Genomic DNA, 17269 nt, shown 5'->3' with positions numbered 1-17269 from the left:
TTTTTTATGGCTGAAAGCCCTAAACATTTATCAGACCAGTGGTGACACGGCCTTGACCTGGGCATAAATGTATTTGCCCGGCACCAGCCCCAGCTTATCGGCGGATTTGGCCGTGACCCGGCTCAGAATAATCTGTCCGCCGGCATTGAGGCGAACCAGCCGCAAGGCTGTGCCATCGGCGACCATGGACTCGACCACGGCCGGAAATATGTTGAGGATGCTACTGTCTTCGGGGTGGCTGAGTGTGAGGCTGACATCCCGTGCCAGGATTCGCACTCTGACGCGACTACCCAGCGCTAACTCACTGCGTGTGACACGGATATGCCCGCCGGCAAAACGCAACAGGCTGAGACCGTAATCCTGCTCATGGCCGGCGACTTCGCTGTCGACCACCGCCGCAGCCTCTTCATAGCGCGCAAAGGGCAGGTTCAATTGAGATAACAGGTCCACCGTTTCACCACTGGCCAGTTGCTGCCCTTTATCCAGTAACACCAGGTTATCACTGAGGCGGGCGACTTCCTCAATCGCATGACTGACATATAGCATCGGAATATCCAGCTCCTGATGCAATGACTGGATATAGCGCAGGATTTCCTGCTTATGCGGAATATCGACGGCGGCCAGGGGTTCATCGAATAGCAGCACTGAGGGTGACGTCGCTACTGCACGGGCAATCGCCACCCGCTGCTTTTCACCACCAGAGAGCTTATCGATACGCCGCTTGAGTAAGGGAGACAAAGCCAGTAAATCAATCGCCTGCTCCAGAGATACGCGGCGTTTATCACTGACCTGGCGCTTCAGCCCGAACTGCAGGTTGTTATACACATCAAGGTGCGGAAACAGGCTGGCATCCTGGAAGACATAGCCGACATCGCGCTGGTGGGGCGGGCGGAAAAAGTCTGCATCCTGCCAGATCTCACCGGCCATTTTAACGTCACCATTAGCCGTGTTTTCCAGGCCGGCAATGGCCCGCATCAGACTGGTTTTACCACAGCCCGACGGCCCGAATACGGCCGTGACCTGACCCGGTGTCACCTCGAGCGAAACATTGACATCAAAGTCGCGCCGGGGAATGTTCAGTTTGACTTCAAGACTCATGAGCGCAGCACACTGAAACGTCGGTTAAGGCCATACACGGCCATCAGCATCAGGAAAGACAGCAACAACAATCCGGCTGAGAGCAGATGAGCCCGGGTATATTCGAGTGATTCCACATGATCATAAATCGCTATCGACACCACGCGGGTCTCACCGGGAATATTGCCGCCAATCATCAGTACCACCCCGAACTCGCCAATCGTGTGGGCAAACCCCAGCACGGCTGCGGTCAGAAAGCCGGGTCGGGCGATGGGCAACATCACGTTAAAAAAGCGATCCAGCGGCCCGGCACGCAGTGTCGCCGCCTGTTCCATCACATTATCGCCGATGGCGGTAAACACGTTCTGCAATGGCTGCACCACAAAAGGTAATGAGTAGAACACTGAGCCAATCACCAGGCCGCTGAAGGTAAAAGCCAAAGGCCGTCCGCCCATCGACTCCGACAGGCCGCCGATGGGACCATTAGGGCCCAACATGATTAACAGGTAAAAGCCCAGAACAGTGGGGGGCAGTACCAGCGGCAGAGCTATTACCGTCTCAATCAGAAACTTGAAGCGCCACTGACTCCGAGCCAGCCACCAAGCCAGCGGCGTGCCGATCAGTAGCAGGATTAAGGTAGTGATCGCTGCCAGTTTGACCGTAATCCACAGCGCCATCAGATCAGAATGCAGGCTCATGGCCGTGAATATCCGAAACTTTCAATGATCTGCCAGGCCGTATCGGACTTGATAAAAGCCATCAATGCGCTGGCGGCGGGTTTATCCGATAACTGAACAGCCTGTTGTTCTATCGGCTGGTAAAGGGTGGGGGGCACCAGCCAGTGGCTGCCCTGGTTGGTTGTATCCAGTGCCTGTAGCTGGGAGCGGGCAATCAGACCCAGTTCGGCGTTTCCGCTGATAATGTACTGAAAGGTCTGGCTAATATTTTCGCCGCGCACGATTTTATCCTGCCATTGTTGCCAGACGCCGCGGGCCTCCAGGGTTTGCTGCGCCGCTTTACCGTAGGGGGCGAGCTTGGGATTGGCGATGGCCAGATGACGAAAGCCGCCGTCCAGCAAGATGTTTCCCTCACTATCGATTAGCGTTTCATTGGGACTCCACAATACCAGTTGGCCCAGGGCATAACTGAATCGAGAGCCTGGCTGAATTCTTTTTTCCCGTTCAAGTCGTTCAGGTCGCTCGGTATCGGCAGCAAAGAAAGCGTCAAACGGGGCGCCATTGAGGATTTGCGCGTAAATTTTGCCGGTGGAGCCGAAGATCAGATCAACACGATGATCTGTTTGCTGCTCGAACTGTTCACTGATTGCCTGCATGGCATGGCTGAAATTGCTGGCAACGGCCACCCGGATAGTCTCGGCATGCAACGGCAAGGGTAATAACAGCAACAAGGGCAACAGCCATTTTGTATTTAAAAGCATCAGTGGGCCCAGTTCAGTATCGATCGGTATCAGTGCGCATAACGGTGTGCAAAATTTTTCAGCCCGGCAGTTTATCGGTCTGATCCGCCAGAAACTGCTCAAACTCGCGATCAGTGCGGCGATAGGCTGCAACGGCTGCTTTACCTGCCTCGGTCAGCGTGGCATGACCGCCGCCACGGCCACCGGCGTTGAGCTTGAGCAGAGGGGTGTCACTATGTTCATTCATTGATTTGACCAGCTTCCAGGCATAGCGGTAGGACATATCCAGCGCGCCGGCAGCCGCGCTCAATGAGCCCAATGCCTCAATTTGCTCCAGCAGTTCCACCCGTCCATGGCCAAGAATGCTGCCATCGGGGCCTTCAATCCAGAGTCTGCCATGTACGGTGAATTGCGCTGCCATGATCCTTACCTGTTATTAATCCAATATTATCGTAATGCACAGGTATGCATAACGCAAAATACTCAGCTTTTTGAACAGGGTTGCAGGCATAAAAAAAACGGCGGTATGAACTACCGCCGTTAACAAGGCCGGTTAGCTTTTGACCTCTTCTTTCATTAATGTCTTACAGTAATGAATCACAATGATGGATAGCCCCAGCAATAGAATCGCCGAGGTGACACCGATAATGCGCCAGGTATCGATGTTTTTCATATCCAGAATCAGGTAGCGAGCTAAGGCTACAATAGCGATATAAAGCGGTATTTTTATCGGCAATTCGCCCGACTGGTAATACACCGCCACCATGGTAATGACTTCCAGATAGATAAACAGCAGCAGCAGGTCGGTCAAAGACACAAAGCTGTTATCCACCATGATTTTGACTTCGATACCAATCGCTACCAACGTCGCCAGTGCCACAACGATAAGACCAAAGTCCTGGGCCAGAGCCAGCGCGCGGCTGACGGATTTTTTTACTTGGTGCTCCATAGGTTTTCCTCCTACACGTTAAAGCACCCTCGCCAGAAAGACTGTTTTTTAAACATGCTCGGAGAGTTGTTTAAGAAGCAGAGATCCTTGCGGGGGAGGAGGATATTAGCAGAAAAAAATAAAAAGGGTTGACCCGACGTCCGAAATTGAAAGTCGCTGTGGAATCAGAGACAAATCTGATCGGCGGATAGCAGCATGACAGGGAAGATGAGCGGCATCTTTAGCTTTGCGTCATGGGATAAGCGGTCACAGCCATTTCAATGCCAGGTATGGCACCAGATTAAAGACAATGATCAGTACTTTGTAAAAGCCAGAAAATAGAGGTAGGCGGGCATCAGTGTATCTGCCTCAAGGCCGGTCAGTCTGTTATGAATACGGATAACCCAGCGACGGCAAAGCGTAAGCATAAGGGTACTGAAGATCAGCAGACCGAGATTAATCAGGGTCATCCAGCCAAATAAACCTGTTAAAGCAGCGTGAGTCATGGGCAGGCCCTCCCTAGATAATTGGCAACCAGCGCCGACCACAAGCCACTCTTATAATGCCGGAATTGTTAACTTATTTCGAACGAAATTAGCAGGCTGGGAAACGGGGATAAGGAAGAAACTATTCTACTGAGCATTACTGTTGAGCGAAATACAACTGCTTCAACACGTCGGGATTCACGGCTGAGCTTGAAGGCTGTGATTGTGGCGGGGTTTCCGGCTCGGGTTTTTCGTAGCGGTCCGACGACATTAATGCCCTGGTAGCGCAGCCGCTCAAACTGAGTAACAGCAATAGCGAACAGATTATCGCGGTGAATCGGAGGGGAATAACGGGATGGCTGCTAATCATAAAAAACTCCGAAAAAACACACCATGCATGCTAGCGTATTTTTCCGGAGTCTGCCGTGAAATTTAAGAATTGGCCTGCATTTTTCTGGAAGCTTCAATGTACTTATCGAAGTTATCGATATAGTCATCGAGGTTCAGTTCCAGCATTTTCCGGTATTCGTTAACGAAAAACTCCAGGGTTTCGGCTTTGGCATCAGCCATATCCTCACCGGTTTTCCAGCCTGAAGCACTGAACCAGGCACTGTAGCGTGCCAGTCCGTACATAAATGCAGCACTGACCTGACCGGATTCTGTGCCCGATTGCATCTGTTCATTGGCAAGACGAATAAAGCTGTCAGCACGGTCAAAAAATTGGGGATCTCTCTCACTCATAGGAAGGTTGCTTTTTATATTGGTTTTATCAGCCTGAGTCAGGCATGAAAGAGCAGCTTACCTCAGCACCGGCCTGGAGTAATCAGGACTCACACACCTTTAAAGCCGGGAATCTTTCTTGTTGTAGAAACGCATGAATGAGAGACAGGGCAGGCAAGTCTGCTTTTAATGCCGGTTTTTCAATACCCGAATCAGTTTAAACACGGCCAGTACCAGCAACATACCCAGCCAGCAGGCATAGGCAGGAAACCACACGGACCACCATGTGGCATGAATGGGGTTTGCTGCAGTCTGATCCAGTATCAGTGCCGCCAGCAGATTCAACACGGCGACAATCAGCAAGCCTGTTAGGCCAATTCTCAGTAAGGAGTGGGGCATAGAGATGAGAGTTTGCCACTGGCAAGCGGCGTGGCTCACCAGTGGCAAAGTTATTTATGGCGGTTTAAGCCTTGTTACGTTTGCAGAGGCTGTCAACACTCCAGGAGCCGCCACCGGCAAAAGCAAAGTACAGGAAAACAAAACTGAACATCGTGGCCAGTTCACCGCCATTGTTCAGTGGCCAGAAACCCTGTGGAGCGTGGGCAATAAAGTAGGCAAATGCCATCTGACCAGAAAGCAGGAACGCGACCGGGCGGGTAAACAGGCCGATCAGCAGTAACAAACCACCGACGACTTCCAGCACGCCCGCCACCCCGGATAAGGAAAACAGTTCAAAGGGATAGCGCTGCTCCGCCGGAAAGCCGAACATTTTCTGTGTGCCATGCGCCATGAACAGAAAGGCGGAAACGATTCGTACCAGGCTCAGCACCCGAGGCTGCCATGCGTTGATCAGGTTGTCCATATAATTTCTCCTTGTTGTCTAAGTCAGTTTTTTATTATTCATCCACATCATCCATATCGGCCTGACCTGACAGGCGACGGCGCACATGTGACCAGGACATGCCCACAGCCAGCACGGCAGCTATCAGGAACAGAACGATAAAGCTGAACACGGATTCGTTTTGGATCCCCAGTAATCCCAGGTCAACCAGCCACCAGATAATAATGGCAAAAAAGGCGAGGGCCAGTAGCAGGCCGAAGCTGCCCAGTGAGCGTAAGGTCGCGCGCAGGTAGACGGTCCAGCCGATCAACAAAATGATCGAGACCAGCGCAAAAGGCGGAGTCATAAAGCTGCCACTGCCTAAAAAGGCATCGCGGGCCCAGTGGTAATAACTCAGGCCGGTGGGATTATAAGTGACATAAACCAGTGCCAGCGCGAATATGAAACGCCACAGAAAACCTTTGGAGTCGAATTGCTGAGCCATCAAATGTCCTTATGTTGATATTTTATTGTGAGGACATCATAGCTTTTGTGTCTGCTTTAGCAAACCGGGCAATTCACCCAAGTTCAAGTGGGTGTGTTTTTCTTAAAGAGAGGTAACAGAGGAGAAAGTGTAGCTGGCACAGTGCCAGGCAAGTCACGGCGAGAGGCTCATGTAACAGAATTAGCGTATCTTGAAATCCGGAAATTCGCCGGTGGGATTGTGTTCAGACACAGACACATCGGAGACATCCGCAAAGCGCGGGCCCTTTCGGGCCCAGGCCGACATCTGCTCAAGGATTTCAGTGTCACCCTCGATTACGATTTCCACACGGCCGTCAGTCAAATTACGCACCCAGCCGGTGAGTGACAACTCTCGGGCCTTTTCCCAAGCCGAGACCCGGTAACTGACGCCCTGAACGCGTCCGCTGATAATCAGATGGTAACGCTTTATTCCCATTCAATCGTGGCGGGCGGCTTGCCGGAGATGTCGTAAGTCACCCGTGAAATACCCGCTGTTTCGTTGATGATACGGCGTGAAACCAGATCCAGAAACTCATAAGGCAAGTGTGCCCAGCGCGCGGTCATGAAATCAATGGTTTCCACAGCACGTAAAGACACGACGTAATCGTAACGACGGCCATCCCCCATCACGCCGACTGATTTGACCGGCAGGAACACAGCAAAAGCCTGGCTGGTTTTATCATACAGGTCGTGAGCACGCAGCTCTTCAATAAAGATATGGTCGGCTTTACGCAGCAAGTCGGCGTAGTCTTTTTTGACTTCGCCCAAAATACGTACGCCCAGACCCGGTCCGGGGAACGGGTGACGGTAAACCATATCGGACGGTAGGCCCAGCTCAACGCCAAGTTTGCGTACTTCATCTTTAAACAGCTCGCGCAGTGGCTCTATCAACTTGAGCTTCATATGCTCGGGCAGGCCGCCGACATTATGGTGGGTTTTAATCACCTGCGCTTTGCCGGTTTTGGCGGCAGCAGACTCGATGACATCGGGGTAGATTGTGCCCTGGGCCAGCCAGTTAACGCTGCTCAGCTTGGCGGCTTCTTCATCGAACACATCGATAAACATGTTGCCGATGATTTTGCGTTTCTTTTCCGGGTCATCAACACCGGCCAGCGCATCGAGGAAACGATCTTCGGCATCAACCCGGATCACACGAATGCCCATATGCTTGGCAAACATCGCCATCACCTGATCGCCTTCGTTCTCACGCAGCAGACCGTTATCAACAAACACACAGGTCAGTTGATCGCCAATCGCCTTGTGCAATAGCGCGGCCACTACTGAGGAATCCACGCCGCCCGACAGGCCCAGCAGCACTTCATCATCGCCGACCTGCTCACGAACCTGGGCGATATGGTCTTCGATAATATTGGCGGCGGTCCACAGCGTGTCACACTGGCAGATTTCTACCAGGAAGCGCTCAATAATGCGCTGACCCTGGGTGGTGTGGGTGACTTCAGGGTGAAATTGAACGCCGTAGAAATGGCGATCTTCATCCGCCATACCGGCAATTGGCGCACTGTCGGTGCTGGCAATGACCTTGAAACCTTCAGGCAGTCCGGCAACGCGATCACCGTGACTCATCCAGACATCGAGCATCCCCCAGCCTTGTTCGGTGGTGTGATCTTCGATATCACGCAGCAATTGCGAATGACCTCGGGCACGGATCTGGGCGTAGCCGAATTCACGGTGTGAGGAAGATTCAACCTGTCCACCCAACTGGCTGGCCATGGTCTGCATACCGTAGCAAATGCCTAACACCGGCAGGCCCAGTTCAAAGACGCATTGCGGTGCGCTCGGAGCGGCTTCACCTATGGTGGAGTCAGGACCACCGGAGAGAATAATGCCTTTGGGGTTAAATTCACGGATCTCGGCTTCACTGATCTCCGGGTTTCTAAGCTCACAATAAACCCCGGCTTCGCGGATACGGCGCGCGATAAGCTGGGTGTACTGGGAACCGAAATCCAGGATAAGAATGCGGTGATCATGAATATTGGTGGTCATTGAAATCTCTTCAACAGGTTAAAAACAGCACTGCCCCGGGCGGGGCAGTGTGTGAGTTACTGCCTTAGTTCAGGCGGTAGTTGGGCGCTTCTTTGATGATGGTCACATCATGGACGTGACTTTCACTCATGCCGGCCGCGGTGACTTTGACGAATTCCGGCTTGGTGCGCATTTCATCAATCGTGGCCGAACCGGTGTAACCCATGCTGGCGCGGATGCCGCCAATCAGTTGGTGAACCACGGCGCCCAGGCTGCCTTTGAATGGAACACGACCTTCAATGCCTTCCGGTACCAGCTTGTCGGCTTCGCTGGACTCCTGGAAGTAACGGTCACTGGAGCCTTGTTTCTGTGACATCGCACCCATGGAGCCCATGCCTCGGTAAGATTTGTAAGCGCGGCCCTGATAGAGCTCGACTTCGCCGGGGGCTTCTTCAGTACCAGCGAACATGCCGCCGATCATGATGGTGTGGGCACCGGCGACCAGCGCTTTGGCAATATCACCGGAGAAGCGGATACCACCGTCAGCAATCAGCGGTACACCCGTGCCTTCGAGGGCGCCAGCAACATTACTGATTGCGCTTATTTGTGGCACACCGACACCGGCGACGATGCGGGTGGTACAGATAGAACCGGGACCGATACCGACTTTAACCGCATCTGCACCGGCTTCAACCAGCGCCAGCGCGGCTTCGGCCGTGGCGATATTACCGCCGATGATCTGTACCTGAGGGAAGTGTTGTTTGGCCCATTTGACCATGTCCAGTACGCCCTGCGAGTGACCGTGGGCGGTATCCACCACGATGACATCAACACCGGCCGTGGCCAGCGCTTCAATACGGGTTTCACTTTCTGCGCCAATACCAACGGCAGCGCCGACCCGCAGACGTTCCTGGCTATCTTTGGAGGCCAGTGGGTTATCGGTTTGTTTCTGAATGTCTTTGACGGTAATCATGCCGGTCAGGTGGAAGTTGTCATCAACCACCAGCACTTTTTCAATCCGGTTGGTGTGCAGCAGGTTGAGCACTTCCTCGCGGGAGGCATCTTCCTTGACCGTGACCAGTTTGTCTTTCTTGGTCATGATTTCTGAAACCGGGTTGTCGTAATGGGTTTCAAAACGCAAGTCGCGGCTGGTGACGATACCGACCAGGTCATCGCCATCCACCACCGGCACGCCGGAAATATTATGTGAGCGGGTCAGCTCAACTACTTCGCCGATGGTAGTGTTCGGGCCAACAGTAATCGGGTCACGAACGACACCACTTTCGAATTTTTTGACCTTACGAACTTCCTCGGCCTGTTGCTCGATGGTCATGTTTTTGTGCAGAATACCCAGACCGCCTTCCTGCGCCATCGCAATGGCCAGACGGCTCTCGGTGACGGTATCCATCGCCGCTGACAGCAGCGGAATGTTGATCGTGATATCACGGGTCAACTTGGTGGTAAGACTGACATCACGTGGGAGGACGTTCGAGTACGCTGGCAGTAGCAGTACGTCATCAAACGTCAGGGCTTCTTGAGCAATTCTCATCAGACTTGTTCCTGAAATTAGCTGTAATATGATCCTGCAATTATATCAGGAAAAGCGCTTTTAATGGCATCCCCAAATACATCTAATTCAACCGGTACACTGGCAAACCGGGCGGTCAAAGATATCTATCCGGTCTCGCGTCTGGTGCGAGAAGCCCGTGTGCTGCTGGAAGGCTCTTTTCCCCTGCTGTGGGTGGAAGGCGAGATTTCCAATCTGGCGATGCCGGCTTCCGGTCATATCTATTTCACTTTGAAAGACGAAGTGGCGCAGGTGCGCTGCGCCATGTTCCGGGGGCGTAACCGTCAACTGCGTTTCACACCCGAAAATGGTATGCAGGTTCTGTTACGGGCGCGTGTCAGCCTTTACGAAGGCCGCGGTGAGTTCCAGATTATTGTTGAGCATATGGAAGAGGCCGGCAGCGGTGCGCTGCAGCGGGCTTATGAAGCGCTCAAGCAAAGACTGGGTCAAGAAGGCCTGTTTGATGAGGCGCATAAAAAACCGATTCCCGCTCTGCCACAAACCATTGGCATTATTTCCTCACCAGACGGCGCCGCATTACACGATATTCTGAGCGTGCTTAAACGCCGCTTTCCGGCGGTGGCTGTGGTGTTGTATCCGGTGGCGGTACAGGGCGAAGCCTCGGCACGGCAACTATTAGAAGCGGTGCAACTGGCTGATGCCCGTAAGGACTGTGATGTGCTGATCATCAGCCGCGGCGGTGGTTCGCTGGAAGATTTGTGGAGCTTTAACGATGAAAAGCTGGCACGGGCCATATTTGATTGCGAACTGCCGGTGATATCGGCGGTCGGCCACGAGATTGATTTCACTATCGCTGACTTTGTGGCCGATGTCAGGGCACCCACGCCGTCGGCGGCGGCGGAAATGGCCGTACCGGATGGTCAGCAATTACTGGCCACCATCCAGGGCCTGATGCAGAGACTGACTGCCCGCACCCGCCAGTGGCTCAGCGGTGAACAGCGCCATTTGCTGCATTTGCAACGCCGCCTGCCCAGACCTGAACTGCAGATCCGTCAGCAAAGACAAACACTGGATCAATTCAGGCGAATGCTGGATTCCGGCTGGCTGCGCATCCAGCAAAACCGGGCCCAGAAGGTCGACTTTTTGGCAGCACGGCTAAAGCATCCCCAGTCACAAATCGACAGTCAACGGAATTTGCTGAGCAATCTCCGTCACCGATTGCAGACCGCATTCAAAGCTGAGCACAAACAGGCCTGGCAGCAGCTAACCTCGCTGGATTCCCGCTTGCAACGCCAGCTTCCGGCACAGCGCGTCGAACAACAGCAGGGCCATGTCACCGGCTTAGGGCGACAGATCGACAAACTGATGCAGCTACAACTGGATGCGGCTCGGCAGCGTCTGGGCGAGCAGCTAAGAACCCTGGACGCCGTGAGCCCGCTTAACACGCTTGAGCGCGGTTACAGCATCAGCAGTCGGGCTGATTCCGGAGAAGTCATTACCCGCAGTGATCAGGTCGGACAGGGTGATGAGATCCGCGTTCGTTTGCACCAGGGCGAGCTGGCCTGTGAGGTGAAAAGTGTTAACGACAAGTAAAAACCTGCTGCTGGCTCTCTTGTTTTGGCCACTGATGCTGTCGGCGCTGCCGCAGGAAAATGCCGTACCCGGTGGCGTGGTGATACTGCCGCTATCACCGGCATCAAGTTATAAGCCCAAGGCCAGCTTTGACGATAAACCGGTGCTGGTGGTGGCCGAAAATGGCCTTTGGCAGGCGGTGATTGGCGTGCCTTTGGATTTGCAGCCGGGCACGCATCAGCTTGAGGTGGATAAAAACGGCCAGCCGCGCAGCCTGACATTCAAAATCAACGATAAGCAATATCCGACCCAGTACATCACCATTAAGGACAAACGCAAGGTCAATCCCAACCAGTATGATATGGAGCGGATTAACCGCGAGAGAAAACGCATTGATGCCGCCCTGCAACACTGGACTGAAACCAATGAGGTTGACTTTAACTTTGTCTGGCCGGTGAAAGGCAGAGTCAGCGGCCTGTTTGGCCGCCGCCGGGTGTTTAACGGCGAACCGCGACAACCGCATAGCGGTATGGATATCGCCGCCGCTACCGGCACGCCGATTCAGGCCCCGGCAGCGGGAATTATCCGTGGCACGGGTGACTATTTCTTTAATGGCAATACCGTGTTTATCGACCATGGTCAGGGTCTAGTCACCATGTTCTGCCATCTGAGCCGGATCGACGTCAAAGACGGCCAGCCGGTAGAGCAGGGAGAATCCATCGGGCTGGTAGGCGCCACCGGCCGGGTGACCGGGCCGCATCTGCATTTTGGTATCAGCCTCAATGACGAGCGGGTGGAGCCGAGACTGTTTTTACCGGCGCAATAATTACAGCAAGGGCTGCAAGGTTCGGCTCAGTAGTTTGAAGTCGATCGGTTTGGTGATGTAAACCCGGAACAAATCTTCCGCGGCATCAATATTTTCCTGCATCGCCGCCGCCGTCACCGCGATCAGCGGAATATGGCTTAGTTCGCTGTCTTCACGGAGAATGCGGGCCATTTCAATACCGGATATGCCGGGCAAGTTAATATCCATCAGAATCACATCAGGGGTCATGGTCTTGAGCAGTTCCAGCCCTGCTTCCGCACTCTCGCAGGTATGCAAACAGACACGCTGATGACGGGAGAAGAACACTTCCAGCAACCGGATATTGGCCGGGTTATCCTCAATGTAAAGCACATGGCGCATGGGCTTGTTATGACTGTTATCACTGCGCCGCAAGAGTAATTCATCGTAATGACTATCGGCTGGAGGACCCGGCTGCGCATGATCATCACCGCGCTGTTGATTGGAGAGCGGCAACTCTACCCAGAAGCTGCTGCCCTGGCCTTCACTGCTGGCAAAATCAATGCGACCGCCCATAGCCTCGATCAGGCGCTTGCAGACGCTGAGTCCGATACCTGATCCTTCATTACGGCTGTGTTCCTGTCCCAGCCTTTCAAAAGCGGTGAAAACGCTATGCTGTTTGTCTTTGGGAATCCCCGGACCGGTATCAGTGACGGTCAGCTTCAGCATGTTGTTATGGGGCTGCATGCTAGTACTGATGTGCACTTTGCCACCGGCCTGATTATATTTAATGGCATTACTGACCAGATTGATAAAGACCTGCTTGAGCTTAGTGAAATCAGCCAGTACCACGCCGTCCGTTTTTTCCGTCTTTTCAATCTGCACCTGATGCTGATCGGCCAGGTTTTCCAGCAAGGGCAGGCAGTCTTCAATGACGGCATTGATATGCACATGATCACTGGAAGTACGGATATTGCCTGATTCAATTTTGGACAGTTCCAACACATCATTAATCAGTGTCAGCAAATGTTCACCACTGTGAATGATTTGATTGATATTCTTTTGCTGGTGGGCGCTCAGTGGTTCATCATTGTCATTAAGCAGTAACTGGGCAAAGCCGAGAATGCCGTTCAGCGGCGTGCGCAGTTCATGGCTCATTGCCGAGAGAAACTCTGACTTGGCATTGTTGGCACGCTCGGCTTGCTGTTTGGCCTCTAAAAGCGCTTCCTGTTCGGCTTTTTTGCGGGAAACATCACGGGCTATGCCGGTGAAAAGATGCTGTCCCTGCCATTTAAAGTCGCTGATAGTGAGCTCAATGGGAATGGTTTTACCGTTTTTGTGCAGCGCTTCGACTTCCACCGCTTTACCCAGAATACGGCTCTCTTCGGTAGACATAAAACGCGCCATACCCAGTTTGTGCAGATCGCGGTAACTGGCCGGCATCAGCATGGTGATGTTCTGGCCGATAACTTCTTCGGGTGGGTAACCAAACAGGCTGATACAGGCTTTGTTGTAGTGTTCAATGTCACCGGCCTGATTGATGGTGATCACGCTGTCGATCGTATTATCCAGCAGGGTTTGTAAACGTTGACCTTCATGCCGGGCAGCCGCTTCCAGAGATTTACGGTTTTGCAGTTCCTGTTCCAGTTTGGTGGTGCGATCACGGATCTGTTCAGTAAGCAGCTTGTTATGATGTTTCTTGAGCAGATAACTAATCAGGGCCAGCAATGCCAGCAGACCCAACGCCAGAGTCAACCATTGGTATAACTTCGATTGGCGTACTGACTCATGATAGAGAAAGTTATCCAGCCCACTAATCTCGTCATAAAGCCCCAGATCGCGGTAGGTTCTGGCAATTTTCTGCCAGCGGCTACGCGTCATATGACCGAATTCCACGGTCGGATAGAGGCTGAGCTTGAGTAATTGCTCAGCTTCATAGCGCAAATGCGCCCGGCTTTTGCTCTGGGTATTGTATTTGTCCAGAATCAGATCAATCATCGCCTCGGGGTTGTCGGCGGCATAGCGCCAGCCCTGGTAAGTGGCCTCACGAAAAGCCTTGACGACGTCTGGGTGATGCTCCAGGTACTGGCGCGAGGTGAACAGGATATCGCTGTAGAAGTTGATACCGTAGTCTTTGGGCGCAATAGTCCGATAGGGAATACCGCGCTCTGACATTCGAAACGGTTCATTCGAAATATACGCGGTCAGCGCATCGACCCGCCCGGCAACCAGGTCATCAATGTCACTGGATTCAGGGGCGGTGAAATTGATCTCACTGGTATCGATATCCTGTTTGAGAAAGATGGCTGCCAGATCGTCGGCATAGGATTGGCGGGTCAGGGTTTTACCGGCAAAGTCATCGGCGGAGTAGATTCCCGAATCATCACGAACCAGCCACACATACGGGCTGTTCTGGAAGGTCGCGCCCAGCGCCACCAGTGGACGACCCTTGAGATATTCAACGACGATGCCGGTGCCCGACAGGCCGAATTCAACCCCGCCGTTTTCAACTTCATCGTAGGGGTGGCTGAAACCGGTTTCTATTTCAACATCAATGCCGGCTTCGTCATAAAAGCCCAGTTCTTTGGCGGCGTAAATACCGGCGAACTGAAACTGGTGCTGCCAGTGCAGTTTAATGGTGACGTCATGCGGCTGATCCTCGCCGGTTTCATATGCCATAGCGGCACTGGAAAAAAGCAAGAACAGACTGGCAAATAGGTATCGTAAAGTCATATATGACGGCGCATCGGGTGAAATTGCATCTTATCCCGAACCGCTCAGTTTCGCCACTGTTTATGCTTACATTCTGAAGTCGCGGCCCAGGTAGACACTGAGTACTTGTTTATCCTCAAGAATTTGCTCCGGCGTGCCGCGGGCAATGACTTCACCTTCATTGAAAATGTAGGCGCGCTGACAGACATTGAGGGTTTCGCGCACATTGTGGTCAGTGATCAGAATGCCAATACCACGCTCGGCCAGTTGTTTGATAATGCCCTGAATATCCAGCACGGAAATTGGATCAACGCCGGCAAACGGCTCATCCAGCAGAATAAATTGTGGGTCCATGGCCAAAGCCCGGGCGATTTCCACCCGCCGGCGTTCACCACCGGACAGTGCCATGCCCTTGGAGTGGCGGATATGCTCGATATGAAAATCCTGCAGTAGCTGTTCCAGCAGCTCTTTTTTGGCATCCATGCTGAGTTCGTCACGGGTTTCAATAATCGCGAAGAGATTATCCTCAACACTGAGTTTACGAAACACCGAGGCTTCCTGTGGCAGATAGCCAATGCCCAGCTTGGCCCGATCATGAATCGGATAATCGGTCAGATCGTATTGATCCAGGAATATAAAGCCATGATCAACAGGTACCAGCCCTACGATCATGTAGAAGCTGGTGGTTTTACCGGCGCCATTGGGACCCAGCAGTCCGACGATTTCACCACTTTTGACATCCAGCGAGATATCTTTGACCACCTGGCGGTCGCCATAACGCTTCGCCAGTTGCTGCGCAGACAGAATACTCATAATGCCCCGGCTTTTATTGCAGGTAGCGGCTGTTGACCCAGCCAATCACGACTTCACCCTCGATCATGCCCCGCACCTGGGTCCAACTGGACTGGCGGGTCAGGACGATCACTTCAAGCTCCTGGTCGAATGTGCCCAGTCGCTGATAGCCGGTACCGGGACCGGAGCGCACATTCAGACGGCTGGTCGTCATCGCGGTTGGGTAGCTTTCAGGCTCTTGATCTGCTGCAACTTCAGGCTCAGCCGGCTGACTGGGTGCTGATGTGGAGTCAGGCGTTTCTGTTGCTTTTGGTTCAGTGGCCTCTTTGGGTTCGTCGCTCGCCGGTTCACGGGCAGTTTGCGGCTGGATGATGATATGAACGCGGCCTTTTTTCTGCTCCTGTCCATCGACGGTGACCGGGTTGGAGTTGGCACTGACCACATTACGGGCGATGTCGTATTCGATATAGTTGCCGGTGAATTCGTCACCGTTTTGCCAGACATAGCCATCGCCGGTGAGGTAAATTTCCTGACGGTCAGCAAAATATTCCATTTTCAGCGCTTTGGCTCTGACCGGGTTTTCACCGGGTTGATGAACCTGTTCATAGGTGGCGCGTTTACCTTCGGCTACCGCCTTGGTCAGCTGTTTATTCTCATCATAAAAGAAGGTAATGATATCGCCGGTAATGCGCAGGGTGCCCTGGGTCAGGATGGCATCTCCCTTGTACTGGGTCACGCCCTCGCGATCATCCATTTGCGCATGATCCGCCTCGATATTGATCGGTTTCTGGCGGTCGCTGGGCAGACCCCAGGCCAAGGCTGGCATCAACATCAAAGCGACAAAAAATTTAATTGGCAGGCGCATCATATTGTCCTTTTACCCTCGAATGTAGATTGATGGTTTCGTCATCCAGAACTGCATGCAGGCCGACAGACTCCGTCACGCCCTGTGGCGAGTTGATGGTCACCGGCGCATCGGTATAAGCCGTGTTATCCAGGTTATGCAAAGTCAGCTTCTCGGTCAGCATATTGAATGCCGGATTGTTCTTGTTTGTGATAATAACATTTCCGGTCAGCAGGATTTCGTCAGCTTCGCCCTGGGTGTAGCCATGATTGGAGGTCACTTCCCAGTTATCCTGGCCCGGTTCCAGGAACTCAGTGGTCGGATTGAGGATTTCGGTGGAGTCATCGTCCGGATAGTGGGCCATTTCATCACCGGTGATCAGCCGGGCTGGTTCACCATTGAGGTTCATGATGGTCATGGTGAAGTCGGTCATCGCCATATCGCTGGTACGACGCAACTCACTGGTCTGCTGAGGCGGCTTGGCACTATCGTGAAAAATCATCCACAGGCTCAGCCCAGCCAGAACCAGCAGGCCGATACGGGCATAGATCGGCAGATTAAAAATGGCGTTCAATTTGGTCCTGCAGGTTGCCCTGTCCTTCCATAATCAATTCACACACTTCCCGGGCCGCGCCCATGCCGCCTCTTGACGGGGTGATCCAATGCGCATGTTTTTTGACCACATTGTCGGCATCCTGCACTGCCACGGCGAGACCCACACGACTCATAATCGATAAATCAACCCAGTCATCGCCGACATAGGCGCATTCATCAGGGCTTAAACCCAACTCTTCGATCAGTTCCTCGAAGACCGGCAGTTTGATGCGTTTACCCTGATAAACATGGTTGATGCCCAGGCCATTCATCCGGTGTTCCACGGTTTTTGACGTGCGGCCGGTAATAATCGCTATTTCGACCCCGGTGTATTGCAGCAGTTTCATACCGTGGCCGTCACGTGAATTGAAGGCTTTGTACTCCTGACCATCATCGCCAATAATAATGCGTCCATCAGTTAGCACGCCGTCAACATCAAAGACGACCAGTTTGATTTTCTTCGCTTTTTCCAGAATATCCTGCATTTT

General features: G+C 53.0%; 20 protein-coding genes. 2 read left to right on the top strand and 18 right to left on the bottom strand.

What is annotated here, in order from left to right; all coding sequences use genetic code 11:
* Positions 1 to 30 precede the first annotated feature (30 nt).
* The 13 genes from modC to guaB all read right to left on the bottom strand — a co-directional run bounded on the left by modC (position 31) and on the right by guaB (position 9504).
* The gene (gene modC / locus Q0X64_RS00460) at positions 31 to 1098 is read right to left on the bottom strand and encodes a molybdenum ABC transporter ATP-binding protein (RefSeq protein WP_297807543.1); all 1068 of its coding nucleotides are present in this window, start codon (positions 1096 to 1098) and stop codon (positions 31 to 33) included.
* Positions 1095 to 1775 (bottom strand): molybdate ABC transporter permease subunit, encoded by a 681-nt coding sequence (gene modB / locus Q0X64_RS00455; protein WP_297807541.1) that lies wholly within the window; start codon positions 1773 to 1775, stop codon positions 1095 to 1097. Before modB ends, modC begins: the two co-directional genes overlap by 4 nt.
* Positions 1772 to 2515 carry a molybdate ABC transporter substrate-binding protein gene (modA, locus tag Q0X64_RS00450; RefSeq protein ID WP_297807538.1) on the bottom strand — a complete coding sequence of 248 codons (744 nt, stop codon included), beginning with the start codon at positions 2513 to 2515 and terminating at the stop codon, positions 1772 to 1774. The genes modB and modA overlap by 4 nt, the downstream gene beginning before the upstream one ends.
* Positions 2516 to 2573: 58 nt before the next feature.
* Positions 2574 to 2915, bottom strand: coding sequence for a LysR family transcriptional regulator (locus tag Q0X64_RS00445; protein ID WP_297807536.1), 342 nt, complete (start codon positions 2913 to 2915; stop codon positions 2574 to 2576).
* Between the two features lie 132 nt (positions 2916 to 3047).
* The gene (locus Q0X64_RS00440; RefSeq protein ID WP_297807534.1) at positions 3048 to 3443 is read right to left on the bottom strand and encodes a phosphate-starvation-inducible PsiE family protein; all 396 of its coding nucleotides are present in this window, start codon (positions 3441 to 3443) and stop codon (positions 3048 to 3050) included.
* Positions 3444 to 3736: 293 nt separating this feature from the next.
* The gene (locus Q0X64_RS00435) at positions 3737 to 3928 is read right to left on the bottom strand and encodes a DUF6868 family protein (protein ID WP_297807531.1); all 192 of its coding nucleotides are present in this window, start codon (positions 3926 to 3928) and stop codon (positions 3737 to 3739) included.
* 411 nt (positions 3929 to 4339) lie between these two features.
* Positions 4340 to 4648: a DUF3144 domain-containing protein gene (locus Q0X64_RS00430; protein WP_297807528.1), complete on the bottom strand. Its 309-nt coding sequence runs from the start codon at positions 4646 to 4648 to the stop codon at positions 4340 to 4342.
* Positions 4649 to 4813: 165 nt separating this feature from the next.
* Complete coding sequence (locus tag Q0X64_RS00425) at positions 4814 to 4975, bottom strand: hypothetical protein (RefSeq protein ID WP_297807525.1); 162 nt, start codon at positions 4973 to 4975, stop codon at positions 4814 to 4816.
* Positions 4976 to 5090: 115 nt separating this feature from the next.
* Positions 5091 to 5489: a DoxX family protein gene (locus tag Q0X64_RS00420; RefSeq protein ID WP_297807522.1), complete on the bottom strand. Its 399-nt coding sequence runs from the start codon at positions 5487 to 5489 to the stop codon at positions 5091 to 5093.
* 34 nt (positions 5490 to 5523) lie between these two features.
* Positions 5524 to 5952 carry a DUF6524 family protein gene (locus Q0X64_RS00415; protein ID WP_297807520.1) on the bottom strand — a complete coding sequence of 143 codons (429 nt, stop codon included), beginning with the start codon at positions 5950 to 5952 and terminating at the stop codon, positions 5524 to 5526.
* 180 nt (positions 5953 to 6132) lie between these two features.
* Positions 6133 to 6408, bottom strand: coding sequence for an acylphosphatase (locus tag Q0X64_RS00410; protein ID WP_297807517.1), 276 nt, complete (start codon positions 6406 to 6408; stop codon positions 6133 to 6135).
* Complete coding sequence (guaA, locus tag Q0X64_RS00405) at positions 6399 to 7976, bottom strand: glutamine-hydrolyzing GMP synthase (protein ID WP_297807514.1); 1578 nt, start codon at positions 7974 to 7976, stop codon at positions 6399 to 6401. The genes Q0X64_RS00410 and guaA overlap by 10 nt, the downstream gene beginning before the upstream one ends.
* Before the next feature lie 64 nt (positions 7977 to 8040).
* Positions 8041 to 9504, bottom strand: coding sequence for an IMP dehydrogenase (guaB, locus tag Q0X64_RS00400; protein ID WP_297807512.1), 1464 nt, complete (start codon positions 9502 to 9504; stop codon positions 8041 to 8043).
* A 63-nt stretch (positions 9505 to 9567) separates the two neighbouring features.
* Between guaB and xseA the strand changes: the two genes are divergently transcribed.
* A complete protein-coding gene (gene xseA, locus Q0X64_RS00395) occupies positions 9568 to 11076 on the top strand; it encodes an exodeoxyribonuclease VII large subunit (protein ID WP_297807509.1) in 1509 nt (502 codons plus the stop codon).
* Positions 11060 to 11881 carry a peptidoglycan DD-metalloendopeptidase family protein gene (locus Q0X64_RS00390; protein WP_297807506.1) on the top strand — a complete coding sequence of 274 codons (822 nt, stop codon included), beginning with the start codon at positions 11060 to 11062 and terminating at the stop codon, positions 11879 to 11881. The genes xseA and Q0X64_RS00390 overlap by 17 nt, the downstream gene beginning before the upstream one ends.
* Here Q0X64_RS00390 and Q0X64_RS00385 read toward each other — a convergent pair whose 3' ends face one another.
* The 5 genes from Q0X64_RS00385 to kdsC all read right to left on the bottom strand — a co-directional run bounded on the left by Q0X64_RS00385 (position 11882) and on the right by kdsC (position 17266).
* The gene (locus tag Q0X64_RS00385; protein WP_297807503.1) at positions 11882 to 14518 is read right to left on the bottom strand and encodes an ABC transporter substrate-binding protein; all 2637 of its coding nucleotides are present in this window, start codon (positions 14516 to 14518) and stop codon (positions 11882 to 11884) included. It lies immediately after the preceding gene.
* 120 nt (positions 14519 to 14638) lie between these two features.
* Positions 14639 to 15364, bottom strand: a complete 726-nt coding sequence (lptB, locus tag Q0X64_RS00380) for an LPS export ABC transporter ATP-binding protein (RefSeq protein ID WP_297807500.1) — start codon at positions 15362 to 15364, stop codon at positions 14639 to 14641.
* A gap of 13 nt (positions 15365 to 15377) precedes the next feature.
* Complete coding sequence (gene lptA / locus Q0X64_RS00375) at positions 15378 to 16208, bottom strand: lipopolysaccharide transport periplasmic protein LptA (RefSeq protein ID WP_297807497.1); 831 nt, start codon at positions 16206 to 16208, stop codon at positions 15378 to 15380.
* A complete protein-coding gene (lptC, locus tag Q0X64_RS00370) occupies positions 16192 to 16761 on the bottom strand; it encodes an LPS export ABC transporter periplasmic protein LptC (RefSeq protein ID WP_297807494.1) in 570 nt (189 codons plus the stop codon). Before lptC ends, lptA begins: the two co-directional genes overlap by 17 nt.
* Positions 16745 to 17266, bottom strand: a complete 522-nt coding sequence (gene kdsC, locus Q0X64_RS00365) for a 3-deoxy-manno-octulosonate-8-phosphatase KdsC (protein WP_297807491.1) — start codon at positions 17264 to 17266, stop codon at positions 16745 to 16747. The genes lptC and kdsC overlap by 17 nt, the downstream gene beginning before the upstream one ends.
* Positions 17267 to 17269 lie beyond the last annotated feature (3 nt).

It is taken from the genome of uncultured Methylophaga sp., from assembly GCF_947259025.1.
Taxonomy (GTDB): Bacteria; Pseudomonadota; Gammaproteobacteria; order Nitrosococcales; family Methylophagaceae; genus Methylophaga.
The sequence above is the reverse complement of the archived record's forward strand: the minus strand, read 5'-3'. Positions and strand labels throughout refer to the sequence as shown.

What these genes read in the sequence shown, in the direction of transcription:
- modC (WP_297807543.1), bottom strand. Translation starts at nt 1,098, where the DNA reads ATGAGTCTTGAAGTCAAACTGAACATTCCCCGGCGCGACTTTGATGTC.
- modB (WP_297807541.1), bottom strand. Translation starts at nt 1,775, where the DNA reads ATGAGCCTGCATTCTGATCTGATGGCGCTGTGGATTACGGTCAAACTG.
- modA (WP_297807538.1), bottom strand. Translation starts at nt 2,515, where the DNA reads ATGCTTTTAAATACAAAATGGCTGTTGCCCTTGTTGCTGTTATTACCC.
- Q0X64_RS00445 (WP_297807536.1), bottom strand. Translation starts at nt 2,915, where the DNA reads ATGGCAGCGCAATTCACCGTACATGGCAGACTCTGGATTGAAGGCCCC.
- Q0X64_RS00440 (WP_297807534.1), bottom strand. Translation starts at nt 3,443, where the DNA reads ATGGAGCACCAAGTAAAAAAATCCGTCAGCCGCGCGCTGGCTCTGGCC.
- Q0X64_RS00435 (WP_297807531.1), bottom strand. Translation starts at nt 3,928, where the DNA reads ATGACTCACGCTGCTTTAACAGGTTTATTTGGCTGGATGACCCTGATT.
- Q0X64_RS00430 (WP_297807528.1), bottom strand. Translation starts at nt 4,648, where the DNA reads ATGAGTGAGAGAGATCCCCAATTTTTTGACCGTGCTGACAGCTTTATT.
- Q0X64_RS00420 (WP_297807522.1), bottom strand. Translation starts at nt 5,489, where the DNA reads ATGGACAACCTGATCAACGCATGGCAGCCTCGGGTGCTGAGCCTGGTA.
- Q0X64_RS00415 (WP_297807520.1), bottom strand. Translation starts at nt 5,952, where the DNA reads ATGGCTCAGCAATTCGACTCCAAAGGTTTTCTGTGGCGTTTCATATTC.
- Q0X64_RS00410 (WP_297807517.1), bottom strand. Translation starts at nt 6,408, where the DNA reads ATGGGAATAAAGCGTTACCATCTGATTATCAGCGGACGCGTTCAGGGC.
- guaA (WP_297807514.1), bottom strand. Translation starts at nt 7,976, where the DNA reads ATGACCACCAATATTCATGATCACCGCATTCTTATCCTGGATTTCGGT.
- guaB (WP_297807512.1), bottom strand. Translation starts at nt 9,504, where the DNA reads ATGAGAATTGCTCAAGAAGCCCTGACGTTTGATGACGTACTGCTACTG.
- xseA (WP_297807509.1), top strand. Translation starts at nt 9,568, where the DNA reads ATGGCATCCCCAAATACATCTAATTCAACCGGTACACTGGCAAACCGG.
- Q0X64_RS00385 (WP_297807503.1), bottom strand. Translation starts at nt 14,518, where the DNA reads ATGGCATATGAAACCGGCGAGGATCAGCCGCATGACGTCACCATTAAA.
- lptB (WP_297807500.1), bottom strand. Translation starts at nt 15,364, where the DNA reads ATGAGTATTCTGTCTGCGCAGCAACTGGCGAAGCGTTATGGCGACCGC.
- lptA (WP_297807497.1), bottom strand. Translation starts at nt 16,208, where the DNA reads ATGCGCCTGCCAATTAAATTTTTTGTCGCTTTGATGTTGATGCCAGCC.
- kdsC (WP_297807491.1), bottom strand. Translation starts at nt 17,266, where the DNA reads ATGCAGGATATTCTGGAAAAAGCGAAGAAAATCAAACTGGTCGTCTTT.